Raw genomic sequence first — 15674 nt, 5'->3', positions numbered from 1 at the left:
AAAAAGCTGAACCGGAATCCTGTTCAGCTTTTTTCGGGTTAATTTAAATTGCCGGTATTGATGACCGGCTGTGCGGCCCGGTCGGATACAATCGAAACCATCAGATTGTTGATCATCACCATTTTCCGCTCTTCGTCCAGTTCAAAGCCGTCTTTTTCCAGTTGCGCAATCGCCATCTGGGCCATGCCGACTGCCCCTTCCACGATTTTTTTCCGGGCGGCAAGAATGGCGGAAGCTTGCTGGCGCTGCAGCATGACGCTGGCAATTTCTGTAGAGTAGGCAAGGTGCGTGAGGCGCGCTTCCATAATTTCCACGCCGGCAACGTCAAGGCGCGGCTGAAGTTCCTCTTTTAAATGTTTGGAGACTTCCTCCCCGTTTCCGCGCAGCGAAATTCCTTCTTCCTCCGCGCTGTCATAAGGGTATTTTGTGGCAACATGGCGGAGCGCCGTTTCGCTTTGAATCTCAACAAATTCCTCGTAGTCCTCCACATTAAACACGGCTTTTGCAGCATCCACTACACGGAACACGATGACTGCCGCAATTTCAATCGGATTTCCGTCCACGTCATTCACTTTTAATTTGGCGCTGTTAAAATTCCTTACCCGCAACGAAACGCGCCGCCTTACACTGAGCGGGACCGTTACGTAAAAGCCGCTTTCCCGGATCGCGCCTATATAGCGGCCGAAAAAAGTGAAAACCAGCGCCTGATTCGGTTGGATGACACAAATTCCCGAGACAAGCAGGACGCTTATGGCAAGCAGGACAATACCGGCAAAAAAATTGACGGCAAAAAGGAAAAACAAACCTAGAAGCGCGAAAACGACAATCGCTAAAATCCCGAGAAAACCGTTTATGTGCCAAGCTTTCTTTTCGGACATCTTATCCCCACCTCTTTTATTTTCTCTTCACTTCATCATAACATGCCGGCATATTGCCGTCACGCTGAGGCGAGGAAAATCCTGTAATATTTTAACAAAACAAAAGCCGCCGAAGTGTGGCGGCTACTGCCGGTTTAACTGCCATTCCTGAAAGGAGCCCGTTCCGTTGCATCCGGAACAGTCAAACGGATAAGCGTATTCGTATGCGGCCGGCATGATAAAACCGCGCCCGCCGCAATCCGGACATTTGTTTTGTTCCTGCATCGTGGACATGTATTTTTCACGCCTTGCGGACTGCCAGGCAGAAAGGGAACGGAATAATCCCATCTGCGGTCACCTCCTGATACAGCCATATTATAGGTTTTTTTCCGGAAAATTATCCGCGGTCCGCAGCATTCGCCCAGGCAAGGGAAAAAATGAGTCTAATATAGTATGAATACGATGAAAAATTCGTTAAAATAGAGCTATCAACACACAATGGGGAGTAAAGTGATGGCCAAACTACAGGAAAAAAGCAAAAACACAACACAGATTTTAAGCTTAATTGAACATTTCCGGCAAAACGGGGATGAACAAAGGGGGGAAAAAGCGAAAAACCTGCTGAAAAAAGTCCGCCGCGAAGACTTTCATATCGCGTTTTGCGGGCATTTTTCAGCCGGCAAGTCCACCATGATTAACGCGCTTTTAGGCAGCCGTGTTCTTCCGTCAAGCCCGATTCCGACGAGCGCCAATCTTGTCAAAATTGAAAAGGGGACGGAAGACTGTGCCATCGTTTATGAAAAAGGGGAAGCCCCTTTGATTTTTCACGCGCCGTATGATTTTGAAGTTGTCAAAAATTATTGCAAAAAAGGGCATGTCCAGGAAATTGAAATCACAAAGCCCGATTCCGATTTGCCGGCGGGATTGACGGTGATGGATACGCCGGGTGTCGATTCAACCGACGATGCGCACCGGATTGCCACGGAATCGGCTATTTATATGGCGGATCTTGTCTTTTATGTGATGGATTACAACCATGTCCAGTCGGAACTCAATTTTACCTTTACAAAAGAACTGCTCGATCACGGGCTTGAACTTTATTTAATTATTAACCAGATTGACAAGCACCAGAGCGAAGAGCTGCCGTTTTCCGCATTCCGACGAGGGGTTGAAAATGCATTTGCATCCTGGCATGTCCAGCCGGGCGGCATTTTTTACACCTCTTTAAAAGACCCGGATCATCCCGATAATGAATTTGGCCGGCTGAAAGCGCTCATTGACCGCGCCGTTTCCGAAAAATCCGCCCGGCTGGAACGGTCTGTTGAAGCATCCTTAAGCGTCTTGGAAAAAGAGCATGACGACTGGCTTGAAGCGCAGTACGCGCCGCAAAAAGCAGCATATGAGGAAGTGCTTGCAAAATATCCGGGCACCGGGAAAACAGAAGCGTACGAAGCGGAACAAGAGTGGCTTGAAAAAGAACGGGCGCTTCTTACCCGCATTGAAAATTGGGAGGAGGATACGCGGCAAAAGCTTCAAACGCTTCTGGACGGCGCCTATTTAATGCCGTTTGAAACGAGAGAGAAAGCAAAGGCGTATCTTGAAAGCGTGCAAAAAGATTTCCATGCCGGCGGTTTTTTTTCAAAGAAGAAAAAAACCGAAGAAGCAAGAAAACAGCGGCTCCATGATTTCTATGCCGCCCTCGAAGCCAATACCGAAGCACAAATCGACTGGCATCTCCGCCCGCTGGCGCAAGAAGCTTTAAAACCGCTGCATCTTGCTGGCGCGCAAATGCTGGAACAACAGGCCGGCATGCTGAAAGCAGATTTCAGCGAAGCAATGCTCGCCGCCCAGGTAAAAGAGGGTGCACGGCTGACAGGCGACTATATCCTCCATTATTGCGAAAATGTCTCGGATGAAATCAAACGAGCCGCCCGTGAGGCTTGGAACGATTGGAAAGCGCTCGTCCTGAAACAGGCTGCCTTGGAAACGGATGAACAGCTTAAAATGGTTCGGAAAAAGGCCGTGCAGGCAAAAGAACTGGCAGAGGCTTACAGGAATCTCGAAAAAATAGAAAGGCAGCTTGCCGAAAAACGGACTGAATTGAAAGCGCCTGCCGCACATCCGGAACAGCTGCTGGCTGAAATAGAGAAAGAATGGGCGGGTGAAAAGGCGCATTACCGGGTGTATCGCGGGGAAAAGGATGCAAAACAGCCTGAAGAAACCGGCAAGGCTTTAGAAAGCCCGGGCCCGACAGAAAAACAAGCCGGCACATTGCCGCCTGAAACCGTGCTTGCCAAAATAGAGCAGGCGATTACGCTGCTTAAGCACCAGCACGGTTTCGGGCGGTATACCGAAACGCTCAGAACCAAAAGCAGGCGCCTGAAAAACCGCCGCTATACCGTTGCGCTGTTCGGCGCGTTCAGCGCGGGAAAATCGTCTTTTGCAAACGCGCTTGCCGGCGAAAAAGTACTGCCGGTTTCACCGAATCCGACAACAGCGGCCATTTGCAGGATCTGCCCGCCTGATGCGGCACATCCGCATAAAACGGCAGCCGTAAAGCTGAAAACGGAGGCGCAGATGCTGGAAGATGTAAACAAGTCGCTTGCTGTTTTCGGGCATAGTTGCCGTTCGTTCGGAGAAGCGCTTGAAAAAATTGAAACTTTACAAGCAAAAGAAACGGGCAAAGCAAACGAAAAAGTCCATTTATCTTTTTTGCGTGCCTTTGCAAAAGGCTTCCCTGATTTTAACGGGCGGGCCGGACAGAACTTGAATGCCGGGATGGAAGCGTTCCGCCGGTTTGTTGCCGATGAAACCCAGTCTTGTTTTGTTGAATCCATTGATTTATTTTATGATTGCCCGTTCACAAGACTTGGCATTACGCTTGTTGATACGCCCGGAGCCGACTCGATCAATGCCCGGCATACCGGCGTAGCATTTGAATATATTAAAGACTCGGATGCGGTTTTCTTCGTCACATACTACAACCATGCCTTCGCGCGCGCAGACAGGGAATTTCTCATCCAGCTCGGGCGGGTAAAAGAAGCATTTGAACTGGATAAGATGTTTTTTATTGTCAATGCGATTGATCTTGCCTCGTCCGGCGAAGAATATAAAGAAGTGATGGACTATGTCAGGGGTCAGCTGCTCCATTTCGGCATCCACAATCCGCGCCTTTATGGTGTATCAAGCCTGCTTGCGCTTTCGGGCAGGCGGGAGGAAGCGAAAATGGCCGAATTTGAAGCGGGCTTCCGCCAATTTCTCGACCATGATTTGCTGAATATGGTGCTTCAGTCTGCACAAAACGAGCTGGAACGCGGCCTTGCAATGGTGGATGCCGTGATCCGCGATGCCAATGAATCGATTGAAACAAAGAAAGCGAAACGGGAACTTCTCCGGAAACGGCGGGAAGAGGCAGAAGCCATTTTGAAAAATACAAAGCCGGCGTTTTTCACGGACAGCGTCATGCAGGAGCAGAAGGAGCTGCTCTATTACGTAAAACAGCGCGTTTTCTACCGCTTCGCCGACTTTTTCAAGGAAGCTTTTAATCCGGCAACGGTGAAGGCAGCGAAAGATTTGCCGGGCGCCCTTCAAGAGCTTGCAGAACTCGTTGGCTATGATTTTGCGCAGGAGATGCGGGCGACAAATGTAAGGCTTGAAGCCCATTGCCGGAAATTATTCACATCGCAAAGCGCGGAATGGAACAGGGAGATGAAACGTTTGCTTCCTGATTTGTCTGTCAGCACGTTTGAAGCGGGCGCACACGCTACGCCTGATTTTCCTGCGGCCTTTTCGGAAACGGATTTGGAACCGTTTGAAAAGGCATTCCGCCATTTTAAAAATGCGCGCACTTTTTTTGAAAAAGGGGGAAAAGCCGGCATGCAGGAAGAACTGCAGGCGATGTTTGAACCGCTTGCGCAGCAGTATCTTGACGTGCAAGGAGAAAAGCTTGCCGGTTCGTTCCGCTCATGGCTGGAGGAAGAGTTTGCGAAAATGCAATCGGAAGCTTTACTCGATATTGCCGAACAGTTCGATGCCCGTCTTGAAGCCCTTGAAGAAAGTGTGAACGTGGCAGAATGGATGGAAATCCGCGAAAAACTCGTTTTGCCTTCCTGAGGATAAAAAATGATGTGAGAAAATATAACATTTTGTTGACAAAAAAACTCACATGGAATATAGTAAAAATATAAAGAAAAGGAGCGTATAACATGGGTCGAAAAGAAATCCGCCGTTCGATGCCGCTTTTGCCGATCGGAACCGTTATGAAGCTAACAGATTTATCGGCCCGGCAGATCCGCTATTATGAAGAACACGAGCTGATTACACCGGCAAGAACGGAAGGCAATCGCCGCCTTTATTCTTTAAATGATGTCGACCGGCTTCTTGATATTAAAGATTTGCTGGATCAGGGGATCAATATTGCAGGCATCAAAAAAATCTTATTGATGAACGACCGCCGCGGAACCGGGCCGGTACTCGTCAAAAATCATGTAACGGATGAAGAAATCCGCAAACGGCTTCGCCAGGAACTGCTGCAGGCCGGCCGTTTTCAAAGACCGAGCCAGCGGTTGTCCGATGCGCCCCGGTTTTTCCATTAACATTGTTGAAAAGCTAGTTTTATAGCTTAGATATATACTTTTTATTGCCTAAAGGGAGGAATACTGTTCATGCCTAAGTTTACACGTGAAGATATTTTGAAGAATGCCGAAGAACAAAATGTGAAATTCATCCGCTTGCAGTTCACGGATATTTTGGGGACGATTAAAAACGTGGAAATCCCGCTCAGCCAGCTTGAAAAAGCGCTCGACAATAAAATCATGTTCGACGGCTCTTCGATTGAAGGGTTTGTCCGGATTGAAGAATCGGATATGTATCTGTATCCGGACTATGATACATGGGTCATTTTCCCGTGGACCGCTGAGAAAGGGAAAGTCGCCCGTCTGATTTGCGATATTTATAATCCGGACGGCACCCCGTTTGAAGGTGATCCGCGGAATAATTTGAAACGGGTATTGAAAGAAATGGAAGAACTTGGCTTCACGAGTTTTAATCTTGGGCCTGAACCGGAATTCTTCCTCTTCAAGCTGAATGAAAAAAATGAACCGACACTGGAGCTGAACGACAACGGCGGCTATTTTGACCTGGCGCCGACGGACCTTGGCGAAAACTGCCGGCGCGACATCGTATTGGAACTCGAGGAAATGGGCTTTGAAATTGAAGCGTCCCACCATGAAGTTGCACCCGGCCAGCACGAAATTGATTTTAAATATGCGGATGCAGTCAGGGCATGCGACAATATCCAGACCTTTAAACTGGTGGTCAAGACGATTGCACGCAAACATGGCCTGCATGCGACGTTTATGCCGAAACCGTTGTTTGGCGTGAACGGTTCCGGGATGCACACCAATCTTTCGCTTTTTAAAGGAAAAGAAAATGCATTCTATGACCCGAACGATGCAGAACTGCAGCTGAGCGATACGGCATACCAGTTCATTGCCGGCATTATGAAGCATGCTTCGAACTTTACGGCTGTCACGAATCCGACGGTGAACTCCTATAAACGGCTTGTGCCGGGTTATGAAGCGCCTTGTTATGTTGCCTGGTCCGCTCGCAACCGCAGCCCGCTCATGCGGATTCCGGCTTCCCGCGGTTTAAGCACGCGCGTTGAGGTGCGCAGCGTTGACCCGTCTGCCAATCCGTATCTCGCGCTCGCCGTCCTGTTAAAAGCAGGGCTTGACGGCATCGCGAACAAATTGCAGGCGCCGGAACCGGTCGACCGCAACATCTATGTCATGACGAAAGAAGAAAGAGAAGAAGCCGGCATTGTCGACCTCCCGGGCACACTGCTGCAGGCGCTGGAAAACTTAAAATCGGATGATGTAATGGTAGACGCCCTTGGCGATCACATTCTCGAACACTTCCTTGAAGCTAAGGAAATTGAATGGGATATGTTCCGCACACAAGTCCACCAATGGGAACGCGACCAGTATATCGAAATGTATTAAGCAAGAAACCCCTTGAAGCGTAAGGCTTTGAGGGGTTTTTGTATTTTGGTCAAATTGCTTTTTTGGGGTGGTGAATAATTAGTTGACCAAAATTTGACCAAAAAATTTCAGTTTTTGATCCGGCTGTAATAGTCATCAAACTTTTCGATTTTCTCGCGTTCGATTTTTTTCGAGATATGGCTGTATACATCAGATGTAATTTGGATGCTGCCATGTCCAAGGCGCTCCTGGATGTATTTTAAATCAGCTCCGGCTTCCAGCAGAATAACCGCATGCGTATGGCGCAACGAATGAATCGGAAGGGGAGGAATGCCTGCTCTCTTAAGGATACGGGAAAAGGCATTAAACAGGCTGGACTTCGGCATAAAATTCCCATCATTACGGCACAAAACCAAATTTAAGTCGTGGTGATATATTTCGTTCAGGGCGAGCTTATTTTGATTTTGATATTTTTTATGGAAAGTCAGATCGTTAATCAGGCCCTTGCTAATTGTGATCACCCGTTTTGAATTGTAAGTTTTTGGATCGCCAAACAGCTCTTCTTTTGATTTTGCCTGAAAGTCCAATGTTTTGGTGATGCTGATCGTACCGGCTTTTAAATCGATATCTGACCATTGCAGAGCGGCTGCTTCGCCTTTTCTCATGCCAGTTTCCAGCAATACATTGAAAAACATCCAATAAATATAATCATACTTGTAAGCTTCTTTCAAAAAATCGGCAATACGGTCGGTTTCAATATATTTCAAATCTCTTTTTTTCTCCTGCCCCTTTACAATCGCCCCAATGCATGGATTTTTGGTAACTTTCCCCAAGATCACGGCCTTCTCAAATGCATTAAACAATGTGCTGTGTACAATTTCGACTGTGCGTTTGCTGTAACCTTGGTCAATTAACTGATTTAGAAATTTTTGATATAGAATCGGCTTGACGTTGGCCAGCTTAATTTCCTTAAAATAGGGGAGAATATGCTTTTCGATATTCTGTTTATGAAGATTGAAAGTATTTTTTCGGATCGTATCTTTTTTAAACTCATAAAGCCAGGTGTTCAAAAAGTTTTTCAAAGAAATAGGGGACTGCTCAACACCTTTCAAAATTTCATTCTCCATTTTTTGAGCGGCTATCTGCGCTTCTTTTTTTGTTGAAAAACCGGATTTTGACTTTATTTTATACTTTTCAGTGACGGGGTCCTTATATGATATCCGGTATTCCCATTTGTCGCCGCGTTTTCTATAAGTGGCCATGTTCATTTCTCCTCTCTAAAATGACTTTACTCTATCAAAAAATCAGTCCCAATGAAATGACTGGGTAGGTACAGATTGACGGAAATAACCGTTTCGCTGCAGCTGTAGCAGTCGTTCCAGGCATAGCTCCGGGCTTACCTTGAATATGTCTGTCATTTGCTCTACGACATGTGGATCGTCAAAATCGATGTATTGCAGCATGTGAAAGGGGATAGCGGCATACTTTACGAAATGCCGTGCATCCCACTCTTGAAGCTCGCGGAAAGCCTTAGGCATCATCGACTGTACACCGGCATGCCGTAAAATGTGACAAAGCTCGTGGAAAAAGATCTCCCGGTGCTTCTCAGGCGGCTCCCGGCAATCAATAACAATTCCCTGGTAACGGCCAATCACTTCAAAATACGAATAAATCGGCTTATAATGGACATAAATGCGCAAATATCGGGAAATTGCCGTAATGTCGATTTGCTTCGGTTTGGTAATACCGATTCTTGAGTAAAATTTTGTAACCCAATCTTCTAAAGAAGTTGTGCAGTAATCATGGAATTTCACTTTAATCACCTCTTAAAAACGTATGTTCCCTATTTAGATTATAAAATAAATCTCCTTCAATTAAAAGAAGGAGATTTAAAAATAATTGAACAATCTTATCAAATATTAATATGATAACTCATCGTAAACGGTATTGTGAATGTTGGCTTGATTACTTTGAAATTTGTTCACATTCCCCTTGTATATTTTTTTAAAAATAATTCAATTATTTTATACATACGCCCTCTGCAGTTCCAAACAGTGCCGATAAAGTTCCCCTGTAACCAGACAGTCACTCAACGCTTCGTGGGAAGAGAAGGTGTCAAGGCCGAGGTATTGTTTTAGGGTCTCAAGTTTATGGTTATCCGTGTCTTTGATGTGCCTTCTTGCAAGGGTGAGAGTATCGACGACTCTAAATTTTTGATAAGGCAGATTTTCAGCATACATGTTATGTAGCAAGAATTTCATATCGAATGGCGCGTTATGGGCGACGAGTGTATCAGATTCAATGAAAGAAAGCAACTCGGGCAATTTTTCTTTGATGGACGGTGCGCCGATTAAGTCATCATTTGTAATGCCGGTTATCCTGGTTATGTTCGTAGGGATGGGTATGCCAGGGTTGACTAAAGTGACGAATTCATCAATCTTTTGATGGTTTTCAAATTTGACGGCCCCGATCTGAATGATTTTGCTGTTTTCTGGTTTCAATCCGGTTGTTTCAAAATCAATAACAGTATAATTATCCGGATAAACTCTCGCTTTTGTGTATTTAAAATAATCGGCTTTGCTGACCTTTGTCATGTTCCTTTTGGCAGGCGTCGACACTATGTTTTCAACAGGTTTTTTATTCTCAGTTTTTGCGCTCTCGATTTCTTTTTTCAGTGCAGTAATTTCAGTGTTTAACATGCTGATTTGCTTTTCGAGTGCATCTTTTTCTTGCTGCAGCTTGATCGTATCCTGGACAACATTTTCTTTTTTCAGTTCCAACTGTTGAATCTCTCCTTTGTTTGGATCTGGTTCGTGGGTGGCAGGCTTGGACTGCTGCATATGTTTTTTAAACCTTTTGATTGAAACAGATCGCGTGATTAGAAGAATGATAGCGATAAAAAGGAAGAAGACACTTGCTTTCCAAAGAACAGCCAACAGGCAGATCAGCCAGGGCGAATGATACCATTTTTCTTTATAGATATTCATGTGAACCCCCACTTGTAAATTTATAAATTTTAATAAGTTTCATCCCAAAAGTCATTTTCATGGACAATCACGATAGGGGAGCCTGCTTTTCTCAGTTGAACGGCTTTTTCAACTTTCCGGCCATAGCAGGAGTAAGCCCAACATGGATTGCCATCAGCTCCGACAATCAGATAATTTGTCTTTTTATTGACGTTATTATTAAAGATTCCACCTTTGTTATGATAATTTCGGCGATTTCATTTCTTGTTGCTCGAGCAGACGTGCCGGTAAAGGAAAAAATCTTATTTTCAAAAGTGATCTCTGGACAGACAGCACAAATACCATTAATTGAAAATTTTTCTTGCAGGGACCGAATCTCCGGTTCATGAATATTATGAGAGAGTTTCGTGTCAATAAAGTTAGCAAAAAACGCGGTCAACATGCTTTTTTCTTCTTTTGTAACGACCCCGTCATGTTTTACTGCAGTTAGTAAGCTATCGATTTCGTCAAATGGGTAGGTACCTTTCAGAAGAAAACTATGATTTTCCATCCATTCTTCCAACTGGTCAATTTCAGTATCATCCAATTTACGATCTGCCAGCATGCCATGTAGAATACCTTCCAGTTCTTGAATGGACACGGTGACTAGGTCATAAAATTCATCAAACTCGTCCTGATGGAGAATACGATTGCAAAGCCATTGGATATCCTGAATTTCTTCTTCGTCAAGCTGACCATCATCTAAAGCGCTATCAATCATAGGTATGATTTCATTAAACGGAGAATTGTTTTCCAAATGCCGATGAAGATTGCACCAATGAAAAACTTCAGCCAGTTCTTCATTAGTAATAATGCCGTCATATTGAATACCTCTGATCAGTCCCATGAGAGAATTAACAGCTTTATGTAATTCAGCTTTTGTTGTATACATGCGGTATTCATTGACTTCGGAATATTGTTTTCCCATTTTATCATTTCCCCCTGGTCAAAAAATTTGTGTTTCGAAAAAGCATCCAAAGCCAAAACTTTAGATGCTTAATCATCCTCTTTTTATTTTTTCCCCTTTATTTTCTTACTAAGGCTAAAATGCCTGAGATAGCGATTAGAATACCACTAAGAATACCAAAATAGCTAATAAACACGATATTCAAGATACCGCACACAATAATAAGGATTCCGAAAAGGACTCGCTTTTTGTTAATGATGCAGGAAAAAATAATTGCGAGAATCGAAACAAGAATACAAGCAATGCCAAGGCCAGTTACTCCATCTGAACCACTTGCTTCAAACGCTTTAGCTACAGCCCCAACGGTCATTGCCAAAATGCCGCCTATTATGCCGAAAACACCGCCAATTATTCCAAGGACCATTTCGGCTACCCGGCTTGTCGTACTTTTGCTTACAACTTTTTCTGTTTCCATAAGGCTCCCCCCAAAAAGTACTTTTTATAATTTATGTAAACTCTAAAAAAGAGCATACACCATTTTTAACTATATACGTTTTTTATATTTTTGTTTCTGGAACTAATCGGAAGAATTTTCATCATTCCGTTCTTTTGCTTTCTGGGCAACCCATTCAAAATGCCGCCGAATTTCATCAATATCATCTTTTGAAAGATTTTTCCATTTATCGATGTCAAAAAAACCAATTTTCTCAATGCCATATTCTTTAATCAGTTTGTTGATTTCAGCCAGTGAATCGTCTTCATCGTTTAATGTGCGAATATCGGTGCGGCCAAGGAGATAGTCAGTTGTTACATCAAAAAAGTCGGCGATTTTTTGAAGAGTCTCATAATCAGGCTCACGCTTTCCTTGCTCATAATTGGCAATTTGCCCTCGAGAATAACCTAATTTATCCGCTAGTTCATACTGGCTTAAACCTTTTTGCTTTCTTAAAGCAGATAACCGTTTGCCAAACATCCGATATTCCTCCTTATAGTTACCAAAAGAAAGACGCGGCAACGACGGCTGTATATAGTCAAAAAGTCAAAAGCGCATGTACGAAAACAGAACGTCCTCGCATAAACATCAGTTAAGAGGTAATATGTATGCGGGGATAAAGGAAATTCAGGACGGAAATGCAAAGAATGTGATTCATTCAAAATTCGTCAACTTGAGCGACAAGAAAAAGAATGTATATTTTTGAATCTTTTTGAATCAAGGTCAACTAATCCGAAGACTTTTCATCATTCCGTTCTTTTGCTTTCTGGGCAACCCATTCAAAATGTCGCCTGATTTCATCAATATCATCTTTTGAAAGATTTTTCCATTTATCAATGTCAAAAAAGCCAAATTGGTCAAATCCATACTGCTCGATAAGTTTAGAGATCTCTTCAAAGGAATTGAACTTCTTGTCTTTCTTGTCTTCTTCTCCTGTTAGATAAGAAACATTTACTCCATATTTATCAGCCAGTTTTCTTAACGTATCTATAGATGGCTCATTTCTTCCTTGTTCGTAATATCCGTATCCACTTTCTGACATTCCTAAGAAATCTGCAACGTCTTTCTGTGTTAATTTGTGCTTCTTTCTAAGTTCTTTTAACCTTTCAGAGAGTATTGACATCCTAATACTCCTTTACCATTTCTTATAGTCAATTATACAACAAATAGTTGGATTGAATATATTTTTTTAAAAATACAACAAAAAATTGTGGGCTTGCTATTGACATACAACATTTTGTTGCGTATTATTAAGACAACGAAATGTTGGGGGGTGCGAAGTTGACTCAGCGAAGAGATTACTTAATTTTTATGAGAAAACAAAAAAGTTTAACGCAAAAAGATGTGGTTAACATTCTCAAAAGGGAATATAACATCAAAATAACTGAAAGTTACTATGGAATGATTGAACAAGGCGCAAGAACTCCAAGTTTAAATGTGGCTCTTGCTATATCGAGCATTTTTAACGCGAATCCAGAGTCTATTTTTTTAACAAACAGCACAACAAAATGTTGTGAAAAAGAAATACCAAGAAGATAAAAGTAAACATCCCATTAGCTGAATAGAAAGCAGTCGCAGTACTCGTGACTAGAAATAAAACATGTCATGTTTGCAACAGCAAGAAAGTGGCACTGCAAATGACAGTGATTTTAATCCAAATGCAACTGAATTTAACTTACTAAAAAATACTGTCACATTTCAATGAATCCATTGGTACAGAAGGGGGAAGTCACTAATGAAACTTGGAAAGGAAATGGCGAATGCCCGGAAGCGGAAAGGGATTACCCAGGAAGGCCTCGCATCAAATACGCCGGTTTCGCGGGAAAGCATTGCCAAATATGAAACAGGGGCCAGGACATTTCCAGATGATTTGCGTTCAGTGATGGCCAATGAGCTGGATGATGTGGAATTTTACTTTCTGGCCTGGTGCGATGCTGCAGGAAAGGTGTCGATCCCATATTTCAATGGTGAAAACATCGATCATCATCCGACAAGCATGGCTTTTCTGGTGCAGGCAGAAACGAACGAGGCGTTGGATAAACTGCAAGACATTCCCTGGGCAAAACCGGTACATACACGAACAGCACAAGAGCTCGAGGAAACGAAGAAACTCATTTTCGAATTACTGGATGCGGCAGCCAGCATGGTCAATCTTGTAGGGGTGATATGTAATGAGCACCAATTTTCCATGAAACAACTTTTTACGCAGTGGCGGCTGTCTCTCCGATCTCGTAATTACATTGATAAAGATTTTTAATGCAAGAGGTGATGCCAAATGTCCATGTTAAAAGTTGAAATCGATGAACAGGAAGTACGGAATCTTTACCTGGAAAGAATCGAAGAAAAACTGAAACAAGTGGATGCAGAGCTTGTGTTTTGGGATTCAGCCGAGCTGAAGCGTCGCACTGGTATGAGCTGGAACACCATTCTAAAGGAATTTTTCTACGACGAACGCTTTCCAAAATACAAAGTTGGCCGAGATTGGCGCTTCCCGGCGGAAGAAACAAAACAGTTTCTATTAACTTGGCTAAAAGAGCAGCCGAGACATTGAGGAGGAAATGAAATGTTGAAAGTTGACCAATTTTTGCGGCAGGATTTGGCCAAGGCAATCGTTGAGTACAAATGTGCATTTGAACTCAGCAAGGAGGCTACAGCATTGCTGATCCGTGAAAATGACTTTGAAAAGAGCATCCAGTATACGGAAGATCTGCTGAAATCGCTTAAAGCGTTGCAGAAGATGAAAGAGAAAAGGGAAATGCTGGAGCGGATCCATAAGGTGGCTATTGAGTTACAACAACAAAATGTTGATATCAAAACGATCGTTTTGAAGAAAGCAGGTATATGAGATGGGCGGCGTATTCTTTCTAATTTTGTTTCTGCCGGCGCTGCTGATCGGTTATGGCGTACTTTGCGCGTGGGTGGGTGATGGAGATGAATGAAACGGATTTTGATACGCTGTGGGCAGATTTTTTGGATGTGCCAATTGATTTGGAACATCAAATAGCAGTTTTCCCTTTTTTCTTAGGCCGTATCAAGGCTATGTTAAAAAATAAAGAAACAATTTCGAAAGAAGAATTATGTGATGCGTTGAAAAAGTCAATTCAACACGCAACGTCCATATAACCATATCGGCGAGAATCCTTATTCTTGCCGTGAGAGGCTGAAATACCCGGAAAACATGCGTTTTCAGCGTCTCACGGTGCGAATAAGGCACTACTGATCTTTGACAACTGAATAAAGAGGAGGTGGAATGATTGACGCTCACTAGGAAAGAAAAACGGGAGATCAGGCTTGAAATTTGCCATAATATGGACCTTTATTGCAAGTCTTGCCCAATTCGTGGGAACAAAAAAGTCAATCATAACACGGTTTATTGCCGGAAAAACTGCCTGGTTGGTGCCCTTCTGCAAGAATTGGCATTCAAACTTATAGAGGATGAAAAGCAACTGGATCACAGTTTGGCGAAAACCGGCACTTGGACGGAAGAAGAAGATTTTTACCTCATCCATCATGCAAGCTTATATGATGACGAGCATCTTGCAATGCGCTTGAACCGGACGCCGGTTTCGGTGCATAGGAGAATGATTCATTTGAACTTATTAGAAAAAGTACGCAATTAAAAAAAGGAGGGAAACCATGGGTAATTTGCTTCTGGATGAAAGACCAATTATTGTTATTCCTTCACTTGCTGAAAAAATCGGCTTGAATGAGGCAATCATCTTGCAACAGTTAAATTACTGGCTGCAAAAAAGCAACCACATCTATGAAGGGAAACCATGGGTCTACAACACCTATGAGGATTGGGAAGAGCAATTCCCGTTCTGGTCTATCAGCACCATCCGCCGGGCCATTTCTAAACTTGAGAAAGAAGGATTCATCATTACAAACAATTTCAACCGTTCACAAATTGATAAAACAAAATGGTACACAATTGATTTTGAAAAGGTGGAGAGGTTGAACAGTCCATCTGTTCAAAATGAGCAGTCGACAGGTCAAAATGAGCAGTCCAGCTGTTCAAAATGGACAGACGATCTGTTCAAAATGGACAGACCAATACCAGAGAGTACTACAGAGAGTACTTCAGAGATTACGACAGAGATTACTTCTTCTTCTTCGGAAGAGTGCATTCCCAAATTGGAAAAAGACGAAGAAGCAAAAAAGGCCATTGCGTTTTTTGAACAAAATGGCTTTGGTGTGGTCGGATCTTATGTCGCCGAAAAAATTTATTTCTGGTGTGAGGATCTGTCAGTGGATTTGGTTATCGAAGCAATGAAAAATGCAGTGGAGCGCGGCGCAACAGGCTGGAAGTATTGCGAAGCCATCCTAAAGGACTGGGCAAGCAAAGGCATACAGACCGTTGAGCAGGCTCGTGCATTGCAGCTGAAATACAAGGAAGAGCGATCGAGGCTAAAGCGTTATGGAAGCAGATCC

19 protein-coding genes are annotated in these 15674 nt (G+C 43.5%); 10 read left to right on the top strand and 9 right to left on the bottom strand.

What is annotated here, in order from left to right:
• Positions 1-38: 38 nt before the first annotated feature.
• Positions 39-878, bottom strand: a complete 840-nt coding sequence (locus P9687_RS17075) for an SPFH domain-containing protein (RefSeq protein WP_061565596.1) — start codon at positions 876-878, stop codon at positions 39-41.
• 123 nt (positions 879-1001) lie between these two features.
• The gene (locus P9687_RS17070; protein ID WP_035188116.1) at positions 1002-1205 is read right to left on the bottom strand and encodes a hypothetical protein; all 204 of its coding nucleotides are present in this window, start codon (positions 1203-1205) and stop codon (positions 1002-1004) included.
• Between the two features lie 165 nt (positions 1206-1370).
• On the opposite strand from P9687_RS17070, the gene P9687_RS17065 reads away from it, so the two are divergent.
• The 3 genes from P9687_RS17065 (at position 1371) to glnA (ending at position 6859) form a co-directional block, all read left to right on the top strand.
• Positions 1371-4970: a dynamin family protein gene (locus P9687_RS17065; protein ID WP_061577313.1), complete on the top strand. Its 3600-nt coding sequence runs from the start codon at positions 1371-1373 to the stop codon at positions 4968-4970.
• Between the two features lie 92 nt (positions 4971-5062).
• Positions 5063-5452: a MerR family transcriptional regulator gene (locus tag P9687_RS17060; protein ID WP_014098211.1), complete on the top strand. Its 390-nt coding sequence runs from the start codon at positions 5063-5065 to the stop codon at positions 5450-5452.
• A 69-nt stretch (positions 5453-5521) separates the two neighbouring features.
• The gene (gene glnA / locus P9687_RS17055) at positions 5522-6859 is read left to right on the top strand and encodes a type I glutamate--ammonia ligase (protein ID WP_014098212.1); all 1338 of its coding nucleotides are present in this window, start codon (positions 5522-5524) and stop codon (positions 6857-6859) included.
• Positions 6860-6966: 107 nt separating this feature from the next.
• On the opposite strand, the gene P9687_RS17050 is transcribed toward glnA, so the two are convergent.
• From P9687_RS17050 to P9687_RS17020, 7 genes are all read right to left on the bottom strand, one after another.
• Positions 6967-8100, bottom strand: coding sequence for a site-specific integrase (locus P9687_RS17050; RefSeq protein ID WP_328228583.1), 1134 nt, complete (start codon positions 8098-8100; stop codon positions 6967-6969).
• A gap of 42 nt (positions 8101-8142) precedes the next feature.
• Positions 8143-8652, bottom strand: a complete 510-nt coding sequence (locus P9687_RS17045) for an ImmA/IrrE family metallo-endopeptidase (protein ID WP_328228584.1) — start codon at positions 8650-8652, stop codon at positions 8143-8145.
• Positions 8653-8862: 210 nt separating this feature from the next.
• Positions 8863-9825: an exonuclease domain-containing protein gene (locus P9687_RS17040; RefSeq protein ID WP_061574481.1), complete on the bottom strand. Its 963-nt coding sequence runs from the start codon at positions 9823-9825 to the stop codon at positions 8863-8865.
• Positions 9826-9991: 166 nt separating this feature from the next.
• Positions 9992-10771: an NAD-dependent DNA ligase gene (locus P9687_RS17035; RefSeq protein WP_328228585.1), complete on the bottom strand. Its 780-nt coding sequence runs from the start codon at positions 10769-10771 to the stop codon at positions 9992-9994.
• A 97-nt stretch (positions 10772-10868) separates the two neighbouring features.
• Positions 10869-11225 carry a DUF4064 domain-containing protein gene (locus P9687_RS17030; RefSeq protein WP_061574479.1) on the bottom strand — a complete coding sequence of 119 codons (357 nt, stop codon included), beginning with the start codon at positions 11223-11225 and terminating at the stop codon, positions 10869-10871.
• A gap of 102 nt (positions 11226-11327) precedes the next feature.
• The gene (locus tag P9687_RS17025) at positions 11328-11723 is read right to left on the bottom strand and encodes a helix-turn-helix domain-containing protein (RefSeq protein ID WP_328228586.1); all 396 of its coding nucleotides are present in this window, start codon (positions 11721-11723) and stop codon (positions 11328-11330) included.
• Positions 11724-11970: 247 nt separating this feature from the next.
• On the bottom strand, positions 11971-12366 hold the full coding sequence (locus P9687_RS17020; protein WP_061574477.1) for a helix-turn-helix domain-containing protein: 396 nt from the start codon (positions 12364-12366) through the stop codon (positions 11971-11973).
• 158 nt (positions 12367-12524) lie between these two features.
• Between P9687_RS17020 and P9687_RS17015 the strand changes: the two genes are divergently transcribed.
• The 7 genes from P9687_RS17015 to P9687_RS16985 form a co-directional block, all read left to right on the top strand.
• Positions 12525-12782 (top strand): helix-turn-helix transcriptional regulator, encoded by a 258-nt coding sequence (locus tag P9687_RS17015; RefSeq protein ID WP_061574476.1) that lies wholly within the window; start codon positions 12525-12527, stop codon positions 12780-12782.
• 196 nt (positions 12783-12978) lie between these two features.
• On the top strand, positions 12979-13500 hold the full coding sequence (locus P9687_RS17010) for a helix-turn-helix domain-containing protein (protein WP_061574475.1): 522 nt from the start codon (positions 12979-12981) through the stop codon (positions 13498-13500).
• Between the two features lie 24 nt (positions 13501-13524).
• The gene (locus P9687_RS17005) at positions 13525-13794 is read left to right on the top strand and encodes a group-specific protein (RefSeq protein ID WP_035184739.1); all 270 of its coding nucleotides are present in this window, start codon (positions 13525-13527) and stop codon (positions 13792-13794) included.
• Positions 13795-13806: 12 nt separating this feature from the next.
• Entirely contained in the window at positions 13807-14088 is a 282-nt protein-coding gene (locus P9687_RS17000; RefSeq protein WP_328228587.1) for a YqaH family protein, read from the top strand.
• 86 nt (positions 14089-14174) lie between these two features.
• On the top strand, positions 14175-14366 hold the full coding sequence (locus tag P9687_RS16995; RefSeq protein ID WP_328228588.1) for a hypothetical protein: 192 nt from the start codon (positions 14175-14177) through the stop codon (positions 14364-14366).
• A gap of 131 nt (positions 14367-14497) precedes the next feature.
• On the top strand, positions 14498-14863 hold the full coding sequence (locus tag P9687_RS16990) for a zinc-finger domain-containing protein (protein ID WP_328228589.1): 366 nt from the start codon (positions 14498-14500) through the stop codon (positions 14861-14863).
• Between the two features lie 16 nt (positions 14864-14879).
• The coding region (locus P9687_RS16985; RefSeq protein ID WP_328228948.1) for a DnaD domain-containing protein at positions 14880-15674 on the top strand (795 nt) is incomplete at its 3' end.

The organism is Weizmannia sp. CD-2023 (genome assembly GCF_036225245.1).
GTDB lineage: Bacteria > Bacillota > Bacilli > Bacillales > Bacillaceae_C > Weizmannia > Weizmannia faecalis.
This window is presented reverse-complemented; position numbering and strand designations above follow the sequence as displayed.